Genomic DNA, 24251 nt, shown 5'->3' on the forward strand with positions numbered 1-24251 from the left:
TCTGGGTGTAAATGCACCCCCTTATGTACATTTTCCGGTTTACATCCGTATCGCAATTGTGTCCGTTAGGCTTATTTGTTTAAGTGTGTATGTGTTATACTGTAGTGTACGAATACTATAAGGTAGGTGTTATATGACAGATATAGATTCAGAAGTTGCCAAGAAACTGGTTGACCAAGTAACTCATCATTACAAAGGTATCAATATGACTATTTCTGATGCTACACTAGATGCTATTCGCACATATCGTCAGTCAGACTTTACTCTAAGTGACGATACCATCAGTCGAATAAATCAAATCGGTAAGGATTGGGATATGTGGGGTAAAAATATTTCAGAAGCATTGAACACTTCAGAAGTATTTCACACACTCAGCATGGTTGATAAGCAAATGAATAGTGTACGTGATGCTCTAACTACCATGTTCGAAAATGTCGATTTGTCTGTTTATAAAACTCTTGGTGAATCTTTAGAAAAAGTTATGGAGCGACATTTTGATGATTCCAATGAACATCCAGAATTTTCTACCGTATTTGAAGAGAGAATTAATCCTCCTGGTGATGCATCAGATGAAGACAATACTTCACCAATATTCAATGTATTTGCTGGCTATCTGTCAGCTACTTACGGTCAACAGTTTGATCCATCAAGAGATAGAAATAAGATTGTTATCATGTTTCTTTTTATCTTCTTATCTCAGATCGGGACTAATTTATTGAATACGTCCATAGAAAAAGCTATCTACCCTGAAAAGGATAATGAACAAAAGGTAGAGTACCCTTATAGCAATTATACTAAAGAACAAATTGATAGAGCATTAGATTTGGAAGAACGCAAACTTATCCTTCAAGAAAACGAACAAAAAAAGGACTCGAAATGAGTCCTATTATTCTCCAATCAAATAAACTTAATCATGTTCAGGAATAGACCTCGAACAACAAATCGCCTAGGCTAATGAATGCTGCTCATATTCTTTTACCCTACGATACCAACTGTTAGGCTTCATCTCTGCCCTTCTCATAGCTTCAACGGCTGTGATATTCCCTTGTCTCCATTCTGTGTATGCTTGCTTAAACTCTTCATTAATCGCTTGCTTTGGTCTACCAAACACAACACCGTCATTCTTAGCAGCCGCTATTCCCTCAGCCTGTCTATCATTAATCTTCTCACGTTCACGCTCAGCCATATATGAGAGTAACTCAAGAACGATACTTGATATCACTTTTTCTAACCCATTCTTATACTGTCTTGTGTCCAGGATAGGCATATCCAAGACAACTATGTGAGCGCCAATGTTCTGGGTAATATCTTCCCATTCCTTTTTAATCTCCTGTGCATTTCGCCCTAAACGATCCAGTTCCTTCACAAACAGTATGTCGTCTTTACGAATAGCGTTTTTCATTACTTGATACTGGGGTCTGTCAAAATTCTTTCCACTCTGCTTATCTATGTAGAAATCCCTTTCCAATATTCCTAAGTCCTTCATTGCTTCTAATTGTCTCGCTTCGTTCTGATCCTTAGTCGAAACTCTTATGTAACCATGATGTCTAATCTCTCCCATAATTCAACCACCTTCTACTATGTCGTTAAAGTTATTATAGCAAAAGTATTTCAAAACATATATAAGTATTTATGAAATGTTTCATTTATATTTATACAGAATTTGAAATGTACCATATATACTTTTGACATATTCCGAAAGAGTCTTTCAAAAAGTATACTTTTAGCCACACCTTTTCAATCGTAGGAACGTACCAATATGGTACTGGAACAACATCGGAAAATTACGAAGTCCCTTGGGACAGTGTGAGCCTGTCTTAGAAATTCGTCTCTGTAACCGGATTCAGACTGAATCGAGAGATTACAATCACATAGATCATGGTTCCATTCGTGTACGATACAACAACTATCCATTTATGCAGTTAAATCAACGTTTTAGCTTCTTTGTCAGGTCAATTTATCCTATATCGTAAGCGCAATCGTAGAATGATCAACAACACCCTAAAAAGCTAGTCGTAGCAAGTGATTTTAATAAACTAGGAAATTTTGTAAATTCACGATTGAATTCTAAAAATATCTAGACAGGACAAGGGATTTCAGCGTTTTCCAAAAGTTCAATCGTATAGTAACAGGATTATTTAAAACGATGACTTATTTACACAATATTTCACATTTGTTCACGTAACAATAAATTCGATTCAATTCAGTATACATTTTTCCCATATCATTTATACTAATTCTCAGACTGAAGGCAAATGGTCAATTTAGTGATCACCTCTTAACCTCTTAAAGTATGTATTCGACATGTTGGACGACCCTAGCTGTAAAAGAAGCGATGATGAATCTTATGAAAAAATCATCGATTACCTAACCAGCTCTAAAATTGAAATTCATGAAGGATTCTAAGCGCCCATATGTGGTGCTTTTTTATTTCAAACTTATATTTCACCTAGAGACACTCGAACAGTATAAAACAACTAAAGTATTTGACAATCTACAAGTCCGTTATACAATTCCCTTATAAATTATAAAGGAGAATTGAAAATGAAAAGAAGAACAATAAGTTCGAATGAAATTAATCTTGTTTCAATGTTGGTACTTTTAGTTGGAGCAACATACTTGTTGATGAGGGTTATGGTATTGGGATTGTCATTATACTTTACTGGTATCCTACTCTTCTCAATACATCTTAACCGTAAAAGAAAAACTAGAAAAATGAACGTTCCGGGCGAGTCGATATTAATTAGCTCTAATGAAATGGAAATACATGTGAATGGTAAAGCAAAAGGTAATCTTCGAAATTTTCTTTCGTTAGTAAGTGAGTCTTTAGTTTTTGGAGTGGAAAATAGACTTAATATTACATTCTATACTTGGCATCTGACCCCAAAATACTTAAAAGCAACACTGGGCGATAGCATAATCATTAGTAAACCTAGAACGTTTGAGAAAATAGCCCAATTAGTTTTTAATCGACATTACTACAGAGCCGCGTTCAAGAAAAAATCAAATAACAAAAGAATCAATCCGTTGATCAAAGTCAATGTGGAATGGGAGAAAGTAAATCAAGAAACCTTTGACAAATTAAGATCAAAAAGCAAATCCGCATAAAATTTTTGTTGAGTAGTTTGAAGATAAACAGGGACTCTTAATTGAGTCCCACTATGTAATAAATGATGCATTTCATAAAAAAATACCTCTCTAAAATAAGAAAGGTATTCAGCACCATATTCACTATTGAGAGCCCACACTTGCGGCGCGCTGTTTAAGATCGTTTAGCGAAGTTGTGATTTGACTATCAAGGGACTCAACCTCTACAGACAAGTCTGTTACATTAACCATCCCATAAAAATTACCTTCGCTTGTCAGAGAGTTTGAAGATGTAATCTTCGCACTGTTAGTTTTAAGAAAATTTGTCTTGGAATCTAAGTTAGTTTTCAGATTTCTCATAGCGTCTAGAAGTCCATTAATGTTGTTGTCTTTTTCTACTATAGATTCAACTTCTATGATGTGAGAATTTAAACCTGAACTTAGATTCTCAAGAGCTGAAATGGCTTTCTTTACATCTTCGTACTCTTTCATTAACATCACAAAAGTGTTTGCGTCTGATGTAATATTTTCGAGCTCTTCTACTTGAGTGTCATTTATGTATCTTATCGTGCTTGATATAGTTTTTATCTTAGCCAACTTATTATTTAATTCATTAGTCTTCTCTTTAACATAGTCACTAAGGCTAGGCACTGCTTCCTCTATTAAAGCTAACTCCTTAATACCAGCGGATATTTGTGTACTTGTGCCATATGTGTCTGAAGAGAAGATAGAGTATTCCTTTACTTTATTAAGGTAGAGAGTGGCTTCATTTTCATCGGCCTTGCTTAGTTTGTCATATTGCTCGTTGAAGACTTGATAGTTTTTCTCTTTAAAAGCCACATTTGCTGCATTACTTACTTCATCAACGTTGACTGAGCAGGCTGCAAGCAATATTGCAAGCAAAGCTACAGACAAGAGAGTTGATATGGATTTTCGATGATTCATTGTAAACCTCCGTAATTGTTATTTTATGCCACAAGGAATTTTAGCATAGAAAGACAAACCCTACAACGAAAGTTTATTAACAAATAATTGAGCGGAGTCTCAACGAATGACAATATGGCACACATCAAAATCCCGCTTTCTTAATCAAACTTGTATTTCATTGACATGTCTACCACAGCTCTAGTGATTCCCCGTAATCTCTGATATCATCATCCATTTTGTCGATTTTAGAAGCATCCATTACAGAATGGATAAAATGTTCACCTGCTTCAAACTTACTCATATCAACTGTAATTTGTGCAATTCTAAAATCCCCACTCATTATTCCAACAGTCACAGTTTCGGCTTCTTTTACCTTAGTTTGCTGTAAAAAGTCATACAACTGTGTGAACACATGTTGCACAGCCAACCCTTTCCCTACATCCTCACTCATGTATACAACTACGTCTATATGTTTTGATATATCTATCGCATCTGTAACTTTTATATCTTGAGCAAATACAAAAACTGATGTGTCGATCTGGGAAACTTCTGTCGTGCTTGCCACCGTAGCTTCCTCTTTAGTTTCATTTGTTTCGCTTGCTTCCACAACCGCTTCATCTATTGAAGATCCTGTCTCATTATCGTTGGCAGGATCTTCAATAGTATTTTCAACGGGGCTAGCCTCTAGTTTAGATTGTTCTTGAATAACAGGCTGCTCTGCACTCTTCTCTGAACATCCTGCCATTAACACCACGAGTGCTAATACAGATAAATAGAACTTAAAATTCATCATGAATAATTTCTCCCTATGCTGATAGTATTTAATTATAAAGTTCGATACACTTCTCATTAAGCATTCCTTTTACTTACTCACCTGAATACCTGTTCACTGTTATAGGATAATGGTAAATCTCAATATCCTCTGCAATGAATCCTCTCCGCTGAGCTGCTAACAGCGTATCATACGTGTTCTGCCGTCCTACAGGATTATCAGTATGTATGTATATCTTTTCCGCCCTCAATCCATGCTCACAGAAATACTTAACCAAGTCATATCCATTAGGTAACTCTTTGCCCTCTACATCCTCACCCAGATCATGGTCTAACGTAAGAATAGCCACCTTTCTGGTCTCAAGAATATGTATATTGCTTCATAGTATGTACGAGCGACCACAAAGCCATCTGGACAGTCTCTGAGATCGTCTACGTATAGGTTAATCTTATCTGTCATGGTCGATATCTTTCGCTTTTAGCGGATAGTGATTACTGTTCTAAGTCCACCTTCATTAAGGTTAACACCATAACCACCGATCAGTTGAACTGTTTTGTACAAATCTTCGGCAATTCGTTTGTAGTTGTCTCCATAGTGAAAAGCATCAAGCGAGACTTCCTTGTTTGTATGTAATTCTTGCAGCAAATTAACCATTACAGGAATACTATTGTTAGTCGTAGCCATTTAGTTAACCTCCCAATATTAGTTTGTTTTTTCGTACGATCCAACAGGAAGAGATGTCGACAATTTCTGAGACTGTCTATGTATCCTTCCCTGTGAAACACATCTTTTACTTAGTATTGAGCCTACCAATAGATTCATTGTGCTCAATATAACTCGACTAACAGACTCTCAAGTTTAGAAGGTAGCTCCCTTTGATAGTTAGCGTGACTAGATTGATTTCGTAAAATGACTCTCATAGTCTTCAAATCTGTGAACGGTGTCAAGCTTAATTGAGTCCTTTTTCATAAATAGGAGTTGGATCTCTCCTCCGATTCCCGCCCAGCCTGTCTCTAATCTATCATCGTTTGTTTTCTGAAGTTCCATTAGACGAATGAAAGTTTGTTGTAGATTTCCATTCTCTTCATATTCTTGATACACGTCGAAGTCAGCATGAGGTTTTAATAAGGTTCCATATGGAATGTCTCTCTTCTCAAAATTCTCTTCAGACTTAAACAAATATCCTTTGAATACAGACTCTGCTTCTGAATATCCAAAATGAAATATGGTCGAAGTAGCTTCTTTAGGGTGCTTTTCATTAAGTTCAATAAGACATTCTGTAGCAACATCGCTAAAATATTCAACATCTCTTGAAATCAATTTTCTTTGGATGTAAATATACCAGTCATGCAATAAATCTAAATTTCCAGTTCCACATATTACACTATTGAGATGAGGGAGTAAAAGAATTTTTGTCGTGAATTTCATCGGAACTCTGCTGAATGACCTACTTACTAAAGTGTCCATTGATAAGATAAGTTGATTTTTGTCAAACACAACGTTAATTGCTGTCATTTTATACCTGCTCCCCTATCAGAATTAGAATATAATATAATTTTTTTCTTAAATAAATAGAATTCGTCATTTAATTAAGACTCGCGGCAAGCAAACCAGTAACTCGAGCTGTTTACAATGAGGAAAGTAGTGGTTACACGTATGTTTGGTCTGATGGCCCTTAAATTTCATTTTGATTCCCCACACTATACTAAACAACCTTAACGCTAGAAATTTTCACAATTCGGAAGAACGCGGAATTATCATCAATAATTTATCTCTTCATAGAACAGTCAGCGTGTCACCAGAATATCAATGAGCACCCATAGTCATCTCACTATCATCATGATATTTAATGATCTTTGTATCTCTCAATTTTCTGTTGCTGTAAGCATACTATCAGGCACCATCACTTTAAACTCTACACTCTAAAACTATAACGTGTTTAAAATGCCCACATCCTTCTTTGTATACTTTCAATAATTCACGTACTTTTTTAGTTTTAGATATCAATATTATAATCAAATATTATTCGAGGTCTATCAATAGGAACTAAGGTAACTTGTTTTATTTCTCTGGTTTCTGTAATCGGAAAATAAATACTGTTTGCTCCTGGAACTGCTGGTTCAATAAAATCAATACGATTTTTAATTAAACATAACATTAATGATGATATGTCTTTAGCAAGATTTAAGAGTTCATTAATATCTACTTCATCTCCATATTGAAAAGTCAAAAGATTACCCTCTTTTTCCAAATCACTTATAAACCCAGAAAGTCCGGAGATATTTGGAATAATCATACTAGTTGATAATCTGCCTAATTCATGTTTTTTCTGAATTGTTGCATTATCATAAATTAACGGGCTGCCTGTAGTTCTGGCCTTTCTAAGTTCAAGGTATTCGGGTTTTACTTTTTGTCCGTACATCTTGATACCAACTGATAAACCGTGCTTATATTGATTATAATAAAACTGAAGGTCTATAAATTTTGCTACAATATTTTTCAACTTATCTAACATGCTTTTTACGTCCATATCATAATTAGATAAAGCATGGGTTATACTTTGGGCATCATGCCCTTTCATCAACGATTCTATATATGGTCTATTTGGGATCATGAAAGTTTTTAAAATATCGTCATCAGATTTTTTTGATATCCTGTGAACTATTCCAGTAACCTTACCTGCTTGATATTGAACTGTTTTTTTTATAAAGAATTCACTCTCTCTAATGAATTTCACCAGACAAAACAGATCCTCTACGTACATCATAAGTTCTGAAATAGCGCTGTATATTAATCCATTAGTTGCCTCAATGTATGTGTAGTGTTCAGGATCTTCAATATAACTATCTCCATAATGTTTTTGAATAACATTCATAAATGAATTTCTGTTTTCTATTATATGTTTAATCGAAAGAATCTTTGTCTCTCTCCATGTATGATCAAAACTTCGAAAATAAGCAATCATTTGATGATCATTGGCTTTGCGTCGATCCTTTTTATCCATTGGCTCACCTTCTCATTTCTGTACTTTCAAAAATAATACTCTTTTTCTTCAAGCAACCAAGCATTCAAGAACTCTACTCCCTGGATTCCTCCACTGGTAAATGCTACTTGCTTGGGTCCTGAAAGAATACATCTTGAATGGTGTTCCATCTTATACAAGTTCTTTTCTAGTACTCATTTGTAACGAAGAAACGAAATCTGCATCAATATCATTAACCAATTCAGTAAAATGCTGTTTTCATTTTTTTTACTTCAGCTCATTTATTTGAGTTGAATCATAGCCTTGTCTTCCAAAGACGTTCAAATGCCTTAGAGTTAAAGTTCTCTGTAATATACTTGCAAACTTCATAGCACAATCTGGCTAACACATGATTTCACTCGGGTTGAGTCTTTATCAGTCCACCAACAACATTAGAAGCCCTCTCATTAACCTCATTTTCATTCATGTTAAGGATCATTGGTTTCATATATTTGGATTTTTGACATCTCTTTCTCTGTTTTGAAACTTCACAATTAAGTTTCGGGAAACATAAGTGCTGAGTATTGTATAAATTTTATATCTCTTATTAATTTTGTTTGACCAACGATATTACTGTTCTCAGCGAATAGCTTTTCAAACAATGAAATTATTACTTCTGTCGAATGATACATTAATATGTGCAATAGTTTGTAAAGTGCTTTCCACTGTTCTAACAGAGCGTTCTCATCAGTAAAAACAAAATTTAGATTTGAGCTACTAGTTTTATAATGTTTAACTGTAGTTACAATATGATTAGCCTGATTCCAAATTCTTTCTAATCCATAAGTTATACTCTTCGTGTATCTTAAGTTATATATTTCCTCATACGAATTCAGATTAGTATTTGCTAATATTTCTGCCTTTTTAATAATTTCGATTTTCCTTTCTTTTGAGATCTTATCAGGTGCAATGTTCTCAGAATCAGAACTATTAAAATTCTCGATAAAATCATTTTCATCTGCCAATAGCCATTCTAACAATAACAAGTTATCTTTGAATGGTTTTCTTAATAGTGAGAAAGTAACTGTTAACTTTCTTTTTTCAGAGCATTCTAATGCTTCATAAATAAAGTTACAGAAGTCAGCGACCAAAGCGAAGAAGACTTCTCGTTTAGTGATCTGGTTCACTAAATTCCCATGCCCGTTACTCATTAAACATTCATAAAGTGAAATTTCACCATGACTTATTTTTTCATATTCCTCCTTTGCCAGATTAATAGTCAAAGAAAATTTTCTAAGGTCTAAAGAATCAGCCTCAACTAAAATATTCCTAATTGAGTCTAGTAAATCTATAAAATAATCATGTGAATGATGAAACTCTTCTGGTATAAAATGCTTTTGCACTAACTCCCCTACTTTCTAGTTTAATTATTGATATCAACTCATATTTTATCGAACAATCATTTCCTTCAGATAGGAATGGAATGCCTGTTAATTTTTATTTACTTAGTTTCTTTCCCCACAATCCGTGAAAGACTCATTTTAAATGACAATCTTAAATATAAGTAGAGCGAATACGATTACCCACATACCTAAAAAATTTACAGACCCCAGAAAATATATTACTGCATTCAGTTTCATATCTGAGTTCCATCCATATTTAAATGCATAGTAATTGGCGTCCCATTCTTTTCTCCTAAAAAAGTAAATCATTTGCCTCCCCTCTGGGAATTCAAAATTATACTTTACGCTATTTTCAAATTGCCAAGCGTGCCTCATTTCATGTGCTAAAGTTAACAATCTCTTTGCTTTCTTTACAACAACAGTATTTGTATTCTTGTCGAATCCTCCATTTAATAATCTATAACCCCTCTCATCAAGATATTTTTTGGCATCTTCCCCCACTAAAACAGTTGGATTCACATTCAATATGTTTTTCATAAGGGCTGTATGCTCTTCAAACTTTTTAAATACGTTGTCTTCTTTATTTGTAGCCTTTATCATGGTGTATCCCCATTTCTAATTTTCTTCAAAGCACATTTATGTATCTTTATTGAATCCTTTGATACTGCTGTTCAATTTCAATAACTAATGTGTTAAACATTATTGATAAATCATCGCGCCAATCCTCTGGAGATTCGTAGAGCTCTTCCTTCTGTGAAGCAACATCTAGTCCCCTAATTTTTTCTATAATTCCATAAGGTAAAAGATGTAGCTTTACAAATAAAATAGGACGAACATTAATTCTATACTGTTCGAGGTCAAATAAGTAATAGCCAACTTGATCTTCCCGCACATAATGCAATTCTCCGACAGCTCTTAAGAACTCATTATAAATATTAAATTCACTTTCCAGTTTATTCTTCTTCTCTGTTCTTTCTGCATCTTCCAAACTCCACTCTCTATTTTCCTTGTCCTTCTTTGCGTCACTTCTAGATTTTTGTATATTTGTAACCAAAGAACCTATAAAAGTTAAAGTAGAAGCCCCCAATGCACTCACCACAGCTATCCAAGCAGAATCCATTGCCTTTTTTCCCTTCTATGTAAAAGTATTATTTCACTAAGATAACCTCGAAATATAAATTGAATTATCAGTACATAATACGCTGGTCCCTATCAATACAATTACTTAGCTACCACAATTATACAACAACAAGTGTCAGTCTACCTATGTTTTCTGAATATAACTGTGATGTTCAGTTTGTTTGACTACTACTAGTTGATACTAGTATTCTGTGGTTATTATCTGACACATTCAGATAAGATTTCTAGGCTATATATCATAAATAAGCTCGTTTTTCAAAAGCTCTTCTGTAGTTTTGTTAATTACAACTAAGGGACTATTGTCCTCTACAATAAGCCTTGAAGCACTTATGAACCATCCATTATTTATATATTTTTCAGTGTAAACTTGTGCTCGTTTAAATAGAACTGAATTAAACTCTTCAAACTCCGCATTCACATAATCATAAATTCCATCAATTATGTAATTTTCTGCTTCTCTTTTTGAGTTGAATCTAAAAGCAACAGTTATTCCATCATAATCAAGTAAGTCGTCAACCATAGACCTTATCACTTTTGAAAGTATTTCATCATCAACCTTCTTTGATATTTCAATGATTCCTGAAGAGCTACACATTATAAAAATCTCTCGTACTAGAAAGGTTTCTCTGATTATCTTGGATTTCTTAATGAACTTTGTAAAGAATGCTCCTCTTTTTGGTCTTTTCCTATAGCCGAAAACTCTCCAAGTCCAATCATCTAATACGATGTTTGCTGAAATACCAATCAGTTCTGTTAATGCTGCTTTTAAGCTCTGTGCCATTCTCTCACTCTCCTTGGATGTGCTCTCATATAATGCCTTATTATATGGTCAAGTTGATTACTACTCAATCTTGAAATTTCAATTTCAACTTAACGCAAAAAAAGCACCCATAAGGATGCTTAATGATTATTCAGAATGCTTAAATTTAATTGTACGTGGAAATCTCTTTCTAAGAGAAAAAATATTTGCAAATCCAACAAACGACGCTATATATGATCCAATAAACACAGATGTAAACACCTGAAAGTACGACATATATTTGTCTGTCTCTCGAATGAGATAATAAAAATACATAAAGAATAATGCAATTACGGTAGATATCATTAAGGAGGAAATTACATGAATAAGCAAAAGAACCCCAGACTTTTCTTTCTTCTTTATATAATCTATTTGTCCTTTATTCTTGATTCCATTTATAAGCCCTTTTACTGTTCCTTTAATCTTCGGTTCAGTTTTACTTTCTGTATGTAATATGTCTAATACAATGCCGTCTTTTTTATCCCAGAAATCAAACGTGATGGTTACTTCAGTTCCTTCTAATACAAATGCTTCATTTTTGTTTATCTCTCTTGTACAACCTACCAAACTAACATCGAAAATTTTTGTTCGAGTATCAAAAACTACTCTCAATTGATCTTCTTCTGTTATATCTGTTTTGTGTATAGTGTTTGTGCCATCATTCCATACTATTATTTGTGATTTGTACAAGCTTTCAATCCTTTCCCCAGAAAGTGTCACTTCAAAGTCTTGTGGTAGATTCAAATCAAGATTACCGATAATTTTTAGATTACTGGTTTGATAACAAATTCTTGACCTATTTCTCTGTATTAAATAAAAAATGTAAGTTACAACTGCACCAAGCAATGTACCAAGTACAGCTCCAATTATAGTTAGTAACATCAATCTACTCCTCCCAGTCTGTATAGAACAATTTTACAATGGGGTTTACCAAATTAAAAGATGCTTCGACAAACTTCTCATAGAAAACAAAAAAATGACTCTTTCACATACACAAGTCTTCTACCACTACTTTCTCTCAATCAATCTAATTTGTTTCTCTACCTCTTCCAATAGTGGTTTAGCTGCATCAATAATATACTTTACAGACCCATTTATTGCAGTCTCAATCTCATCATCAACATATTTAGAAAGCTTGTTATACTTGACAAGGTCATAATCTCCCCACCATCTCTTGCTCATGTCAAAGATAACTTTACGTTTGGGAGTTGTCATAGCAGGAATTGATTCAATTGCAGTATTTAGAGATTCATAGCCACGCATATACTCCCATAACCTTTTCAGTAACTCTTTGTGATCTTCTAAATTCAAGAGTGAACTGTTGTTTACTATTTGTCCGGTTAATGTATTTCTCAAGTAATACTTCCCTTTAGCATCATAATGTTTAAGTACAGTATCTAATTCATGTCTAAGCATATGTAATAACTTGATACGCTGGTTCTGTTCAGCTCTCTTCTCTTTTCTGTCTGCTCTCCAGTTAGCAAGCCACCAACCTATAAGTACTGCAATCAAAGGCATTATAACGCTTCCTATTACATTGCTATCCCACATAAACTTTAACCAATTCGTTAGCCAATCCACTAACTATATCACTCCTTATTTATGATAGGAATATTATACCACTAACACCAGTGTGAAGAGACAATGATATATTCTGATCATCTTAGAGCAAAACTCTCCTAAACTAAGAAAAACTAGGACATTAGAATCCTCAATAGCAAACTATATTACAATATTGTAATTTAATTGTTCCGATGGAAGTATTGACTTAAAATTTTTCCAATGTTAACTTTAATATGTAAATATCATACATAGGAGGAATTGGTTATGATTAAAAAGAAAGTTTATGGTATGGGGCTTGCATTATGTATGTTTTTCACAATGTCTAGTGGAGGAGCAGCATTAGCATCTCCAACACAGCACACTATTGAGGATAGATACATTCTATCTGAGTATAATGGCGAGGAGGCAGTCTTTGATACTTTGGAAGAAAGTTACTACGTAGCTCCAGTAGATGCAACGGGAGCTAAAGTAGAAATCGAGGAATATAAAGATTCATTGAATATTTCTGATCAACTCTCCAAAGGTGCATCTCCAGAAAGTTTAAATATCATTGTTAACGAATCCTCAAACCAACAAAATTTTGCAGCTAAGGCTACTAAACGTTATGTACAAGATTTAAAATGGCAATCGACACACCTTCCTATAGAAATAAGCGCATGGCTAGAATGTCCCACTGGAGCGGGTCCATGCTCAATCGAAGCTAACTCATCTATCACAAGAACTGAAGAGTTCTCCGCAGGTGTAACTGCAGGATTCAAAGAGATTATTGCTTCATCGGTATCATTTACATGGGCCAAGTCAGCATCATCTTCTATAACTATGAAATTACCAGTTAAACCAGGAGTAATAGCCAAGATGACGTTTGCACCAACAAGAAATTATACTAGAGGTCAAATATGGGATGGTTTACACTCAAGCGAGATGTTATACGCAAATTGCCCTGCTGTATTAGCTAATGGCGTACATGATGGAGTATATGCACTAAAATATAAATGATGTAATATTATAGCGAGAGAACATCTCGCTATTTTTTTTATGGAGGTTATGAAATGAAATTATCACTATCACTTATATTTTCAGGATTTTTCTTGATCGGAATCTCTTCTTTAAATTTCACATTGCTACAAATGCATTACCTTCAGTTACAATCGCCAGTTAATTTAGATTTTGTTTTTGGGACAATGCCTAGTTTATTCAGTTATACAATAAGGGGAGTACTATATTTAGGCATTCTTAGTCTTATAGTTGGTCTTGCCATTTATCCTTATAATGGAAAAAAGATTAATTAAAGCAGGTAGTCGGCAATCAAAATTTTGGAATGTAGCCACTAATGAGACGTCTTTCTTAACTGGAAGACGTTTTTCGTTCTGAACTGATATATTCTAAATATTAAAACTCATTTTTAGTATCAGCCTCTGTTTTAAGCATAAAGCTTTTATCAAAATATATTGTGAAAGTGTCAGTGTTATCAAACCTAATCTTAAATTCGGTTTTCAATATAGTACAAAAAATACTGTATTGAGAATCCAAACAAAAAAAGGACAGCACCCATTTGCACCATCCTCACATATCACATTCAATTTTCATCACCATTCGTTTTTGTTTCCTGATCAATGTTAACTCTTCACGTATTTCTATCCTACGTTCAACCGTTAAGTCTAACCTAGATCCTTCAGCAACTAAATGACTATACCTTGACTCAAGTGTTGTAAGATTAAGCACCCTCTATTTCTTTGGCTTAATACGATTGGTTTCGCGTTTATTACTAGGTGACCTATACGGATTTGCAATATGATTCAAACTCATTATCATTTCGAGTAATGAATTTCCATTATACATCGAATCTCATTATTCGAAATGATAATTGTTCTCATGTCACGCTCCTGTTGCTCATTTGGTAATGGTCTGAGTACCTCACGAAACAGATCTGCAAACAATGATTCCAGCCAACTCAACTCTTCACTAAACGGTGGTAGCAATTTAGCATCAAGTAAGTCAATCATTGTTTGATATCGAATATCACTTTCTTTTGCCCTTTCCATCATCCCTATAATCATGGCAACATCCAATCCATAACTGGTAAAGTATTTATCAATGGCTTCACGAGTACGTTGATAATGATCATAATTCCATGCCGATTTCTCATCAGGTGGTAAATTGTCGTAATCCGGTTTGTACAATTCCTTCATGTGTGTCCTCCTTTAGTCAAAGTGAAATCGGAATTTCATCAAGTTATTTTTGGCCGTTGTTAAACGAATTATGAAAATCTCGTTACAGTACACTGTTACAATGTTTGATTTATATTATTCTCCGGTCAGGGAGCCAACTTTGTACCTGTCGTGCAGTGCGAATAAATTAATTAAGGTACAATCGTTCCAGCACATCATTGAGATGTATGTTATTCTCTTTTCGTTTTATTCTCATCACATCTTTGATATCGATTCTCCATTGTTTAGCCCGTTCAAGATGAGCCGTAGACACACTATGTTTGAAATACTGCATCAAAGCCTGTAACGGATTAAGCATGTACATATCCAAAAATGATTCGTCTGACATTGGATTGATGTAAAGTTGTTCTTCCCTCATCTCATCAAGTAAAGAGTTAATATTTGAACCAGATGGTTTGTGAGGTACACGCATCATGAATTCGTAACGTAACTCATCTGAAGTAAGCACAGCTTTCATGTTAGCAATCAATCCATGAGCTTTAGGGTTAATTTCCAATTTAGTAATGATTGATTCAAACGTTAAAGGAACCTTTTGAACGAATAGATTAAATGTAATTGTCATATGTATTAGTCTCCTTTTCGCAACTTGTGGCGAATTAATATTAGGCCAGTGCAACAGATTTCAGTGCTACCCACGTACCGTTACGTGTACGTATACATAATTGTCGATTGATCAGCTTGCCGTGGTTGTACATCTGTATCACTCTTCCTAATTGAATTCACTTTCCGCAGAATTCTGCATAAGGTTTATTTACAGGTTGTTACACAAATAATCGATACAGTATATTGTTGCTGATTTAATTCAGATTTCATAATTGCAACTCAAGTTCCAGTACAATCTTGATGATGAAACGTTGTATATGGTGTACAATGAGTATACAGATGTTAACGTTGACACTCTAAATTATGCCCTTGAGGTCATAATTTAAATATACACTTAGGGTCATATATTGTCAACTGTTTGGAGGTAATTTATTGCTCAAGGTTAAAATCAAAATTAAAGAGGTACTTAAACAACGCAATCTAACACAAAAACAGCTTGAATCTATGTCTGGGGTTAGCCAAGCCAGAATTTCAAAACTTACCAAAGAAGATAGACAAGAGGTTAACCTTGAAATGCTAACAAGAATAGCCGCTGCACTAGGAATCACAGATATATCTGAACTGATCCAGTTTGAAGAAGTACCAGATAATGAACATGGGCCTGACTCAAAATGAGTTGGGTCTTATCTTTGGTTGAAATCCAATAAATTCACAATATGCCTTTTTGCGCAAGAATAAATACCTCTATCCTTTGTTCTTTCTACATGTTTCGTAATAGTTGAATGATATAATGATTGCATCATTTCGATTTTGGAGGCGATCTGGATGGAATTTATAATATCAGGAAGTATATTGGATATTAATTTACACAATCAGGTTTATAATCTCCCATTTGAATTTGAAAGTGATAAATATTATACACTTACCATTTGTTTCAATAAATACATGCTATTAGACAACAATGATATACCTTCGCTTTCCAATCTCCTCAAAAATGATCCCAAATATTCATTACAAAACTTCTCTAAGAATGAGGAAGACTTACGGATTAACATAATTTATAACATTCTGGACTATCAATTAAGAGAGATAGACAAATCCCTATGTGAAAGAGGCGTTGATATAACATTTGCTCAAATTAACGGAGTTAGTTCAATTGAAGCAAGTGCTTTAAAAATTGAAATAGTAGAAGATAAAAGACATTCTAAATTCACGAAAAAAGGTAAAAAGTCGAATCAAAAGCCTCTCAAAACATATATTAAGGCTCCTGATTTAGAATACGCACAAGATATTGCAAAACCCTATATAACTAAAATGTTAGTTGAAAGTTTCTGGAAAAATATAAAATAAGGAAGTGAAAATCAATCCAACATATTGATTAAAATCTCATATGAGAACCTGATCTGATTTGTTTTTAGGTTAGAGGTAGACAGTTCTAGTACCTACTTTCATCTGGTTCCTATATTTTGCTCGAACAAAACAAAAAGGTGACACTAAGCGCCACCTCACACAATCAATTACACTAATCCATACACTAATTCAAGGTTCTCCATGTTCAAGAAATCCTTTTTCAATCTAGCGTAAACATAACCGCCATCGCGTGTACGTCCAACATTATAATGCTTACAAATAGCATAATATTCCTCTTTACCAAGTTTACCACTTTTTTCATACAGTTCATGTGCCATATATAACATTCCACTGTTTCTGATATTTGTAGGCGTTAATGTTGGAACTTGATACAGCTCTGATATCTTCTTTATTCTTCTATTGATCAATGCGGAAGCTGCTGGTACGTTACCCTCCACACCTGTACGTGCATCAGCCGCGCCACGAACTATGTAGTCCGTTTTAGTAAGATAGTTTTTATTGTTTCTCATGCCCTCAAACTCTAATCCATTATTCTTGAAATTGACCTCTTCATTGTTTGCAGTCCTCATAATGTTATATAACTCGTTTGAGATGGGAATTATCCTTGATTCTTTATTGCCCTCAGATGTTTCATTAAGTATTTCAACTTCATAACTTATTGGAGCACTAGTTATCAGTCTAACTCGTTCCATTTTAAGTGTCAGAAGTTCACTATATTGTCTACCGTATACACCTTCATATATCCCCAAAATAGCCAATTTATCTTGGTGGTTAATACAATTTTTTACCCATTTCATAATATTGTCATGATGGAATAGAATCGGCTCACTTGTATCTAAAAATTGTTTGTAAAACTCATCAGAGCTAACCGCATCAAGTGGATTGATGTTGTCTACACGCAAATCCTGTTCAATTGCCCATCTTATATAATTTTGTATTATGATTCCTGTGGCTGTGATTGTAGTCATCTTTGTGGACTTCAACAAGAGCAATACCTGTTTAATCTCACTCAAGTTAAAATCGTATAGATCACGACTTAATTTTGTTTCAATACTTGAAGCTCTCTTCAGTACACGTCCATAGGAGACCTTTGTTGATTCAATCTGATTTTTCAAGTATCGTTCTTTCACGGATGAATTGTAGAAGGATTCATCATAGATTTTATTCACACTGTACACCTCTAAATATAGAGTCGAAATACTTGATAAGATCCTCACGTATACGCTTGTTTCCGGTTAATGTCTTCTTTTCATTCAGTAGATTTAATAGTTTTTCTTCTTCTAGATTAATGCTATCAATGTAATGAGATAATTTCTGTAACGAAATCTTTTTCTCATACATGTAATGAGCTAGAACGATATATCCTATAAACATTAGAGGGTGACTCATAATGTGACTTCCTCGTAGTTTTACATTGGTTGAAAACTCATCTGGATAGCTTCCTACTAAATAAGCAACGAATTCTATCAGGAAATCCGATACTTGAAGCACGTCAAATTGCCTTTCCAATTTGAACACTTTATCTACAGCATAAGAAAGGATATCAAAAGTTGTAAGTTCTCCAACTAAATCACTTACTTTGTTAGATGATGCAATCTGTTTCCCGATTTCAGACTTACGTTGCAGATTTGCCACTACTTTATCAGACAATCTTTCTTGAGCTAACTCTTCTCTTCTTTCCTTCTTCAACACGTTAACTGTATTAATCTGACCAAAGTATCTTTGAGCTGTATCATGGTCGTATGATCTTATAGATAATATCAACTCCAAGTCTAAGTGTGGATTGGTTTGCAGAGCAACCACACCTCCTTGTAAGCGATGGAATCCATCAAGGATGGATATAACAGCGCCCTCGTTTATTGTCAGTGTGTTGGACTCCTCATTGTACGTGACAGGGTCTACTTCACTTGAGAATACATTTAGAGTGATCATATCTTCAAAATAACTGTTAGATGCCATTTTATCAGCGATCCTTTTAACGCTTGCCTTGTTTACAATAGGAGTCCTTACTATACCTCCCGACTTGTTTGTCTTATAGTTGACTCCACGTTGTGTTTCATCGTCATAAATAATTAACTGGCTGTCGTACAACTTGACTAAGTTTTGAATTGAAATCTTGGTGACGTAGCTATCAAATTTAATCTTTGTACATTCCTCAAAATGGATAGGCAAAGTGATTCTTTCTTGAACTGATTGGCTAAGAACATTCTCCGCTTCTTTAATTTCTCGCTTACCGAAATACCTATCTGGGTCGAATAGTTTATCCTCTGTTACTTTATATAAAGCTTTGGTCAGGCCATAAAGCATTGGAACATCTAAATTGGAAACAGACTCCACATTAGATATTATTGAATTAATCTCTTCAACTGGAACATTTAATTCCATTAGTTGAACCTGTAATTGATGCTTTACTTTTTTAGTTTTAAGAACTACTTCAAGATGAGTCAAAAGGATATGTTCAACTTCTATTCTATCTATCTTCATATGTATCTTCACTCCTTAAATACAGTATAGCACCCGCCAAAGTGATTTTAAACGTAAAGATACATATAGGGTGTCACCAAATGACACCACTGGAGACTCCAAAATTTGGAACAACGGTGTTACCGGGTAATACGACTGTAGATGGCGAGGATTAGCTGTGTTGGACTTAGAGAAGCGCGCCATCAATGGGTCGGGCAAACAAAAAAACAGCCGTATGAGGGCTGTTAGATGTCTGACATTATGCATTTATTCTTTGCTTGGTACGATCTATGTTAAAATTAGCCGGTACATACTTTGAATAGGTGCCTTGCCTGATACATTCACCACAATATGTACCAACTTCAGTTGGACTTAAACGAATAGTCTTTTGACATCTGCTACATTTACACATCACAAGCCCTTTTCTCAGTTCATCATATTTCTTAACAAGAGCTAATGTCTTTCCATTAGTGTATCCTTCTTTAACTCGCTGCTTTTTACGATAATTGTTTGGTTTAAACCTCACTAAAAGAACCAACTCCTTACATTTTGATTCTTTCTATTGTAACATGTTTCGACATAATAACCCAAGTTTTTACATCATAATATAACAAAAAAAGCCCTTTAAGGGGCAGTATTTGAGAAGTCAGGCGGTGTAATATTCATCAACTGATTCCATGTCGTTTCAAGGACACCAGTGAAACCATTTGCGAACAGTTTGTGTGCAGATACATTTGGGATTGCGTAAATTAGTGACCCTATAATGATAGCGATGGTAATAATTTTCGGTAACTGAGTTGTATCAAATTTAATTGCGCGTACGTTATTCATCCCCTTGAATATTATAGGGATATTATACCATGTATGAGAACTCACCTTCCACTTCACCCCGAGTAACGTCTAATTATGATTAATTTCAAACTGCATCACATTCGAAATATGGTTACGCACCGTTTTCTCGCTGATGAATAACTGCCCTGCGATGTCACGCGTTGTTTTGTCTTGAACCAGTAATTCGAATACTTCGCGTTCACGGTGGGTCAACAAAAATTTGCTTTTATGATCGATACCCTTCAATGTTCACCCCTCCTTGCTCGGGTTGTGTTGGTGTAACAAGGTTAAGGGGATACAGTCAACTCATCTTATGTCAGGTCAAGGGCGTTGGTTCAGTTTTATAAGAAAAATGGGCAGTAAACCATGTGATTCATTGTCCAAAGAGAACATGAGCAGTTGTCTATATATTTGAGATTATGTAAGACAAACATGCCCCTGCAGCGGATGTTACCATCTGCGCAAAGGCACACTTGTTCATGTCAAAAAACTACCGATTCATTCGATTCATGACACCACCGTTGTGATTACGGTTCATCAGGCCATCGTCAAGGATGCCATCACGGTTATTCGTATCTGTTCCGTTCGTTGGGAAAATGCGCTCCACCATCGATTGGAACGTATCGATCATGCCACTAACGGGCTTACCGTTACGAATATCTGTGGCATAGTTCTCGACATGCTCCACAAAATCCGGATTGGCTGATACATATACATTCTCGATGTTCGGTGCAAACTGTTTGATTTTGGCTGAAATCTTACCCTTAATCTCAGCTGATGTGTTATCGTCCGTGCTATCTACACGTTGTCCTTCACTTCTCATACCATAATGCCCATCGTCCGTCCCACGTGCTTTGCCGCTGTTTGTCAGACCACGCATCATGCCAACGGCGCCTGTGCCCATGGTTCCATAGATGCTGCGGTCATTCCCCATATGGCTGCGATCCGTTGCCGAATTTGTGTTCAGTCCTGGAGCAATTCCGCTAGTGCTGTATGGAGACATTGTGCCCGTACCGCCATTCACACGCATACCACCCATATCGTGATTCATGTTGCCCCCACGCATGGTATCACTGGCATGATTACGCATCGTTCCATTCAGCATGCTCGTACGACCATTGGACTTGCTTTCCAACTTGCCTGCATGACCATCTGCCAAACGAACAGCCACATAAGCATTACGATCCGTTAACATGACACGGGCGGATTTTACTTCCTTCATCTCCGTGATGCGTTTTGCCAGCTCTTCACTGGATTTCAGGTCAGTGACATTATGCATGCGATAACTTTTCGCACGGATGCCATCCATTCCATTTGTTTCCACACCATAACGGTTAATGCCGTTGGCTTGCTGACGAACACTTTGCGTATGCATATTGTTGGTATCCCGATTCGTGCCACAACCTGTCAAACCGGCCATTACAAAGATTGCAGTAGATAATGATAACGTAATAGCTGTTGCCTTTTTGACTGCTGGCATGTACTCATCCTCCAATGTATGTTGGTTTTGGTCACAAAGATAGGATGCGCTTCTGTACACACCGATATGCTGAAAGGATATGGTACCTTACCCTGTAGATTCAGGTATTCTGGTTTTGGTCTTTGGGCTTTGCTTATCGATCTTTGGTTTTGATCTGTGGACCGTGAGTTTCTTCGCTATATAAAATAAAAAAACAGTGCTGCTTGTTCGCAGCACTGCCTCGAAATCATATTTGAATCTCAACGCAACAATATCACTTATCTTCCGCCCCGCTCAATTCCCGTCTGTTGATGAGGATGTCGTTGCGTCATTTGTAGAACTCGATGATTCTTCCGAAGAAGTTGTTGATGCTTTAATTGTATCCGGGAATTTCTCGGCTTCCGTTAGACTTGTCGTATCCATGCCATATGCCCATTGACCATCCGGCGTAATAACCCAGATCTGATCCGATTCGGATGGCACCGTAAGTCCCCGATACACATCTCGAACTTGTTGCCCATTGACCGTCTGTTCAACAGACAGGGTGAATCGGGGAACCGAATTCTTCAGCTCGGACGCTTTGCGCACATCATCTGCTGTCGACAAGTTTTTGATTTTGCCGATAAGAGATATGGCATCTGTGGCTTCAATCGTTTTTCCATTCAGTGTCCAGGTCTGTTCTGCCGCATCGTTCTCCGATGTCGATGTTAACATCCAGGTAGCTGCCTCACCCTCCCACTCCAGAGACCCAACATTTGTCTCATCCATGTTGAAAGGTGTCGTGTCCAACAAATCACGACGAGACAAAGCTATGCTGGTAATCGCCTCTGTCTGCACGGCAACCACAGGGCCCGAATCAACACGCACATAACGTGCATCATCTGCTGGAAGCTGGCCGCCAATAGCCAGTTTGATTTCCCGATTATCTTTGAGTTTGATATCCATACGTGTAGCATCTGTTCCTAATCCATACTTATCCAGATCCGTTGGCGCTTCTTCCACCACCAGTTCCTGATTTGCACCACTCAGAGCATCCAGCCAGCTGCTTACACTGTAACCGTTCAGAGGATAGGCTTTTGGCTCAACCATCTGCCATACGCCATTTTCAAGCGTCAGGGTCGAAGTTGCTGCTGCATCGGATGTCGCCTCCGTTGTGTCATGTATTGTAATAGATTGAACATCCCCGGATTGAATACCAAGCAACTTGGCTTGAACCGCTTCTTCTTCCCGAAAATAATTTTGACTGGCCGCGTACACCCAGCCCACAATTAGTACAATGACCACCAGAATCGTTGGAACCCATTTTCTCATACTCGTCTGCGCCTCCACCATAAGAGTACACCAATGATAACAAAGATGAGTGGGAATGCTACAATAGCCCCGAAGAAAATCGTTCTGGCTTGTTCGCCATTCAGGTATGCCATCTCATACCCAGCTTGTACACGTGGGCGAATCGTCAATCCATTTTCTTTCTCACTCAAATAGTTTACCGTATTCAAAATAAAGTCCCGATTGCCACCATTCGCAATTTCCGAATCCTGCATGAAAATGGATGAGCCCAGAATAACTGCCTTCGGTTTACCATCCGTCGTATCGGCTGCATATCCTAATTCAACGGGGCCCTGAATGTCCTCTTCGGCATCATTGGTTGTTTCATTCTGCAATAAACCGCCGATATTTGTCTCCCCATAACTGTCATTCGAAGAATGCATTAACGGTGAAAGGGTATATTTATCCTGTTCTTTGCTGGTCAGCGCAATCGACAACGACAACATCGGATACAATTGGCTTGCAGCAAGTTTGTCCGTAATTGCATGTGTACCATACTCCGGCACCACCCAGAGTGGTCCCATCGTACTGGCTTGCTGATTATCCACCATGACCGCATGCTCATCAACGACGCCATAGTCAGCCATGAGGGCATCGATGTTTTTCCAACTGGATTTCATATCTTCTACAAATCCGAGGGATAATAACAGCTTGCCTCCATTACTCAGATATGTACGAATGGCTTTCATTTCGGTATCACTGAGATCGCGTTGTGGGCCAATAATGGCGAGTACATCTGCATCTTCCGGAACCTTTCCGGCTTGATTCAGCTGCAACTCTTCCGTCTGCACATTATTTTGTTCCAAGGAGGATTGCAGCGTAGTCATCTGAGCGAGACTCAGCTCTTCATGCCCAGTCAAAAAGACCATTTTGTGCATCTCCGTGGATGACATATTCATGAGCGCCTGCGTAAGTTTTTCCTCACCTGTGAACTGATATGATCCGTCACTGCCGTCACCTGTCGCGGTAAACAAACTGGCGATATCAATCACTTTGTGTTGATCTCCCTGCTCAAGCACAATGGAGCTACCTGTTATGCCATATTTGGATGCAAGCGCAGGTTCCTGCGTCAGATTATACTGTTTTAGCTTCAACTTGCTATTGCGTTTCGTGTATTCCTCAACCATATCCGTGACCTCACGGTTCAGGACGGTGTTGTTGGCATTTTCAACGGTTAACACCAGAATGTTGACGTCATCCTTCACATTTTTGATCGCAGTAAGAGACTGGTCAGATAACGTGTATTGTTTGTTCGAGGTCAGATCCAGCTGGAAGCCGCCAAGTGAATTCAGGAACAGTGTTAGCAAAATAAAGATGCCAATCACCGCTACGGACAGCACGGTACTGTTGGTATGACTTAACCATTTTTTCATC

At 36.4% G+C, this 24251-nt stretch carries 26 protein-coding genes and 1 pseudogene; 6 read left to right on the forward strand and 21 right to left on the reverse strand.

All coding sequences use genetic code 11. The features are described 5' to 3' along the window. The first annotated feature begins 133 nt into the window (after positions 1–133). Positions 134–880 (forward strand): hypothetical protein, encoded by a 747-nt coding sequence (locus NSQ20_RS25485; protein WP_340031130.1) that lies wholly within the window; start codon positions 134–136, stop codon positions 878–880. A gap of 66 nt (positions 881–946) precedes the next feature. Here NSQ20_RS25485 and NSQ20_RS25490 read toward each other — a convergent pair whose 3' ends face one another. Further along, positions 947–1561 carry a recombinase family protein gene (locus tag NSQ20_RS25490; protein ID WP_340031131.1) on the reverse strand — a complete coding sequence of 205 codons (615 nt, stop codon included), beginning with the start codon at positions 1559–1561 and terminating at the stop codon, positions 947–949. Positions 1562–2544: 983 nt separating this feature from the next. Here NSQ20_RS25490 and NSQ20_RS25495 point away from each other — a divergent pair. Then, positions 2545–3108, forward strand: coding sequence for a hypothetical protein (locus tag NSQ20_RS25495; protein ID WP_340031132.1), 564 nt, complete (start codon positions 2545–2547; stop codon positions 3106–3108). Between the two features lie 123 nt (positions 3109–3231). Here the strand turns inward: NSQ20_RS25495 and NSQ20_RS25500 are convergent, their stop codons facing one another. The 12 genes and pseudogenes from NSQ20_RS25500 to NSQ20_RS25555 form a co-directional block, all read right to left on the reverse strand. Further along, positions 3232–4032 carry a hypothetical protein gene (locus NSQ20_RS25500; RefSeq protein WP_340031134.1) on the reverse strand — a complete coding sequence of 267 codons (801 nt, stop codon included), beginning with the start codon at positions 4030–4032 and terminating at the stop codon, positions 3232–3234. 169 nt (positions 4033–4201) lie between these two features. Then, the gene (locus tag NSQ20_RS25505; RefSeq protein ID WP_340031135.1) at positions 4202–4807 is read right to left on the reverse strand and encodes a hypothetical protein; all 606 of its coding nucleotides are present in this window, start codon (positions 4805–4807) and stop codon (positions 4202–4204) included. Between the two features lie 73 nt (positions 4808–4880). Next, positions 4881–5245: pseudogene (locus NSQ20_RS25510) on the reverse strand (cyclic-phosphate processing receiver domain-containing protein). An 18-nt stretch (positions 5246–5263) separates the two neighbouring features. After that, positions 5264–5470: a hypothetical protein gene (locus NSQ20_RS25515; protein ID WP_340031136.1), complete on the reverse strand. Its 207-nt coding sequence runs from the start codon at positions 5468–5470 to the stop codon at positions 5264–5266. A 207-nt stretch (positions 5471–5677) separates the two neighbouring features. Then, positions 5678–6301, reverse strand: coding sequence for a hypothetical protein (locus tag NSQ20_RS25520; RefSeq protein WP_340031137.1), 624 nt, complete (start codon positions 6299–6301; stop codon positions 5678–5680). Positions 6302–6782: 481 nt separating this feature from the next. Then, the gene (locus NSQ20_RS25525; RefSeq protein ID WP_340031138.1) at positions 6783–7790 is read right to left on the reverse strand and encodes a hypothetical protein; all 1008 of its coding nucleotides are present in this window, start codon (positions 7788–7790) and stop codon (positions 6783–6785) included. A 512-nt stretch (positions 7791–8302) separates the two neighbouring features. Beyond that, positions 8303–9151 carry a hypothetical protein gene (locus NSQ20_RS25530; protein WP_340031139.1) on the reverse strand — a complete coding sequence of 283 codons (849 nt, stop codon included), beginning with the start codon at positions 9149–9151 and terminating at the stop codon, positions 8303–8305. 138 nt (positions 9152–9289) lie between these two features. Continuing rightward, positions 9290–9751, reverse strand: a complete 462-nt coding sequence (locus NSQ20_RS25535) for a DUF6782 family putative metallopeptidase (RefSeq protein WP_340031140.1) — start codon at positions 9749–9751, stop codon at positions 9290–9292. A gap of 46 nt (positions 9752–9797) precedes the next feature. Then, on the reverse strand, positions 9798–10271 hold the full coding sequence (locus tag NSQ20_RS25540; protein ID WP_340031141.1) for a hypothetical protein: 474 nt from the start codon (positions 10269–10271) through the stop codon (positions 9798–9800). Between the two features lie 249 nt (positions 10272–10520). Beyond that, positions 10521–11072 (reverse strand): hypothetical protein, encoded by a 552-nt coding sequence (locus NSQ20_RS25545; RefSeq protein WP_340031142.1) that lies wholly within the window; start codon positions 11070–11072, stop codon positions 10521–10523. 126 nt (positions 11073–11198) lie between these two features. Further along, on the reverse strand, positions 11199–11972 hold the full coding sequence (locus tag NSQ20_RS25550) for a hypothetical protein (RefSeq protein WP_340031143.1): 774 nt from the start codon (positions 11970–11972) through the stop codon (positions 11199–11201). A gap of 126 nt (positions 11973–12098) precedes the next feature. Beyond that, complete coding sequence (locus tag NSQ20_RS25555; protein ID WP_340031144.1) at positions 12099–12671, reverse strand: hypothetical protein; 573 nt, start codon at positions 12669–12671, stop codon at positions 12099–12101. A 246-nt stretch (positions 12672–12917) separates the two neighbouring features. On the opposite strand from NSQ20_RS25555, the gene NSQ20_RS25560 reads away from it, so the two are divergent. Together NSQ20_RS25560 and NSQ20_RS25565 are read left to right on the forward strand one after the other, a co-directional pair. After that, positions 12918–13649: a hypothetical protein gene (locus NSQ20_RS25560; RefSeq protein ID WP_340031145.1), complete on the forward strand. Its 732-nt coding sequence runs from the start codon at positions 12918–12920 to the stop codon at positions 13647–13649. Positions 13650–13702: 53 nt separating this feature from the next. Next, positions 13703–13942 carry a hypothetical protein gene (locus tag NSQ20_RS25565; protein ID WP_340031146.1) on the forward strand — a complete coding sequence of 80 codons (240 nt, stop codon included), beginning with the start codon at positions 13703–13705 and terminating at the stop codon, positions 13940–13942. 519 nt (positions 13943–14461) lie between these two features. On the opposite strand, the gene NSQ20_RS25570 is transcribed toward NSQ20_RS25565, so the two are convergent. Beyond that, positions 14462–14842: a hypothetical protein gene (locus NSQ20_RS25570; RefSeq protein ID WP_340031147.1), complete on the reverse strand. Its 381-nt coding sequence runs from the start codon at positions 14840–14842 to the stop codon at positions 14462–14464. Positions 14843–15008: 166 nt separating this feature from the next. Then, positions 15009–15443 carry a hypothetical protein gene (locus NSQ20_RS25575; RefSeq protein ID WP_340031148.1) on the reverse strand — a complete coding sequence of 145 codons (435 nt, stop codon included), beginning with the start codon at positions 15441–15443 and terminating at the stop codon, positions 15009–15011. A gap of 413 nt (positions 15444–15856) precedes the next feature. Here NSQ20_RS25575 and NSQ20_RS25580 point away from each other — a divergent pair, with 413 nt between their 5' ends. Together NSQ20_RS25580 and NSQ20_RS25585 are read left to right on the forward strand one after the other, a co-directional pair. Beyond that, positions 15857–16099: a helix-turn-helix transcriptional regulator gene (locus tag NSQ20_RS25580; RefSeq protein WP_340031149.1), complete on the forward strand. Its 243-nt coding sequence runs from the start codon at positions 15857–15859 to the stop codon at positions 16097–16099. Between the two features lie 150 nt (positions 16100–16249). Next, complete coding sequence (locus NSQ20_RS25585; RefSeq protein ID WP_340031151.1) at positions 16250–16774, forward strand: hypothetical protein; 525 nt, start codon at positions 16250–16252, stop codon at positions 16772–16774. A gap of 167 nt (positions 16775–16941) precedes the next feature. Here the strand turns inward: NSQ20_RS25585 and NSQ20_RS25590 are convergent, their stop codons facing one another. The 6 genes from NSQ20_RS25590 to NSQ20_RS25615 form a co-directional block, all read right to left on the reverse strand. After that, positions 16942–17964 (reverse strand): hypothetical protein, encoded by a 1023-nt coding sequence (locus NSQ20_RS25590; RefSeq protein WP_340031152.1) that lies wholly within the window; start codon positions 17962–17964, stop codon positions 16942–16944. Next, the gene (locus NSQ20_RS25595; protein ID WP_340031153.1) at positions 17957–19279 is read right to left on the reverse strand and encodes a DNA sulfur modification protein DndB; all 1323 of its coding nucleotides are present in this window, start codon (positions 19277–19279) and stop codon (positions 17957–17959) included. Before NSQ20_RS25595 ends, NSQ20_RS25590 begins: the two co-directional genes overlap by 8 nt. Positions 19280–20158: 879 nt before the next feature. Then, complete coding sequence (locus NSQ20_RS25600; protein WP_340031154.1) at positions 20159–20335, reverse strand: helix-turn-helix transcriptional regulator; 177 nt, start codon at positions 20333–20335, stop codon at positions 20159–20161. Positions 20336–20579: 244 nt separating this feature from the next. Then, entirely contained in the window at positions 20580–21569 is a 990-nt protein-coding gene (locus NSQ20_RS25605) for a YhcN/YlaJ family sporulation lipoprotein (protein ID WP_339185893.1), read from the reverse strand. 273 nt (positions 21570–21842) lie between these two features. Beyond that, positions 21843–22859, reverse strand: a complete 1017-nt coding sequence (locus NSQ20_RS25610) for a DUF4340 domain-containing protein (RefSeq protein ID WP_340031155.1) — start codon at positions 22857–22859, stop codon at positions 21843–21845. Beyond that, the gene (locus NSQ20_RS25615) at positions 22856–24250 is read right to left on the reverse strand and encodes a GldG family protein (protein WP_340031156.1); all 1395 of its coding nucleotides are present in this window, start codon (positions 24248–24250) and stop codon (positions 22856–22858) included. Before NSQ20_RS25615 ends, NSQ20_RS25610 begins: the two co-directional genes overlap by 4 nt. Position 24251: the final 1 nt, after the last annotated feature.

The sequence above is a fragment of the Paenibacillus sp. FSL K6-1122 genome (assembly GCF_037977015.1).
Classification (GTDB): domain Bacteria; phylum Bacillota; class Bacilli; order Paenibacillales; family Paenibacillaceae; genus Paenibacillus; species Paenibacillus amylolyticus.

Bases quoted from the DNA above. Each gene is read 5' to 3' on its own strand.
- NSQ20_RS25610 (WP_340031155.1), bottom strand. From the start codon at position 22,859: ATGAGAAAATGGGTTCCAACGATTCTGGTGGTCATTGTACTAATTGTG.
- NSQ20_RS25490 (WP_340031131.1), bottom strand. From the start codon at position 1,561: ATGGGAGAGATTAGACATCATGGTTACATAAGAGTTTCGACTAAGGAT.
- NSQ20_RS25615 (WP_340031156.1), bottom strand. From the start codon at position 24,250: ATGAAAAAATGGTTAAGTCATACCAACAGTACCGTGCTGTCCGTAGCG.
- NSQ20_RS25535 (WP_340031140.1), bottom strand. From the start codon at position 9,751: ATGATAAAGGCTACAAATAAAGAAGACAACGTATTTAAAAAGTTTGAA.
- NSQ20_RS25515 (WP_340031136.1), bottom strand. From the start codon at position 5,470: ATGGCTACGACTAACAATAGTATTCCTGTAATGGTTAATTTGCTGCAA.
- NSQ20_RS25520 (WP_340031137.1), bottom strand. From the start codon at position 6,301: ATGACAGCAATTAACGTTGTGTTTGACAAAAATCAACTTATCTTATCA.
- NSQ20_RS25595 (WP_340031153.1), bottom strand. From the start codon at position 19,279: ATGAAGATAGATAGAATAGAAGTTGAACATATCCTTTTGACTCATCTT.
- NSQ20_RS25585 (WP_340031151.1), top strand. From the start codon at position 16,250: ATGGAATTTATAATATCAGGAAGTATATTGGATATTAATTTACACAAT.
- NSQ20_RS25605 (WP_339185893.1), bottom strand. From the start codon at position 21,569: ATGCCAGCAGTCAAAAAGGCAACAGCTATTACGTTATCATTATCTACT.
- NSQ20_RS25485 (WP_340031130.1), top strand. From the start codon at position 134: ATGACAGATATAGATTCAGAAGTTGCCAAGAAACTGGTTGACCAAGTA.
- NSQ20_RS25525 (WP_340031138.1), bottom strand. From the start codon at position 7,790: ATGGATAAAAAGGATCGACGCAAAGCCAATGATCATCAAATGATTGCT.
- NSQ20_RS25495 (WP_340031132.1), top strand. From the start codon at position 2,545: ATGAAAAGAAGAACAATAAGTTCGAATGAAATTAATCTTGTTTCAATG.
- NSQ20_RS25570 (WP_340031147.1), bottom strand. From the start codon at position 14,842: ATGAAGGAATTGTACAAACCGGATTACGACAATTTACCACCTGATGAG.
- NSQ20_RS25545 (WP_340031142.1), bottom strand. From the start codon at position 11,072: ATGGCACAGAGCTTAAAAGCAGCATTAACAGAACTGATTGGTATTTCA.
- NSQ20_RS25575 (WP_340031148.1), bottom strand. From the start codon at position 15,443: ATGACAATTACATTTAATCTATTCGTTCAAAAGGTTCCTTTAACGTTT.
- NSQ20_RS25550 (WP_340031143.1), bottom strand. From the start codon at position 11,972: ATGTTACTAACTATAATTGGAGCTGTACTTGGTACATTGCTTGGTGCA.
- NSQ20_RS25560 (WP_340031145.1), top strand. From the start codon at position 12,918: ATGATTAAAAAGAAAGTTTATGGTATGGGGCTTGCATTATGTATGTTT.
- NSQ20_RS25565 (WP_340031146.1), top strand. From the start codon at position 13,703: ATGAAATTATCACTATCACTTATATTTTCAGGATTTTTCTTGATCGGA.
- NSQ20_RS25500 (WP_340031134.1), bottom strand. From the start codon at position 4,032: ATGAATCATCGAAAATCCATATCAACTCTCTTGTCTGTAGCTTTGCTT.
- NSQ20_RS25505 (WP_340031135.1), bottom strand. From the start codon at position 4,807: ATGATGAATTTTAAGTTCTATTTATCTGTATTAGCACTCGTGGTGTTA.
- NSQ20_RS25540 (WP_340031141.1), bottom strand. From the start codon at position 10,271: ATGGATTCTGCTTGGATAGCTGTGGTGAGTGCATTGGGGGCTTCTACT.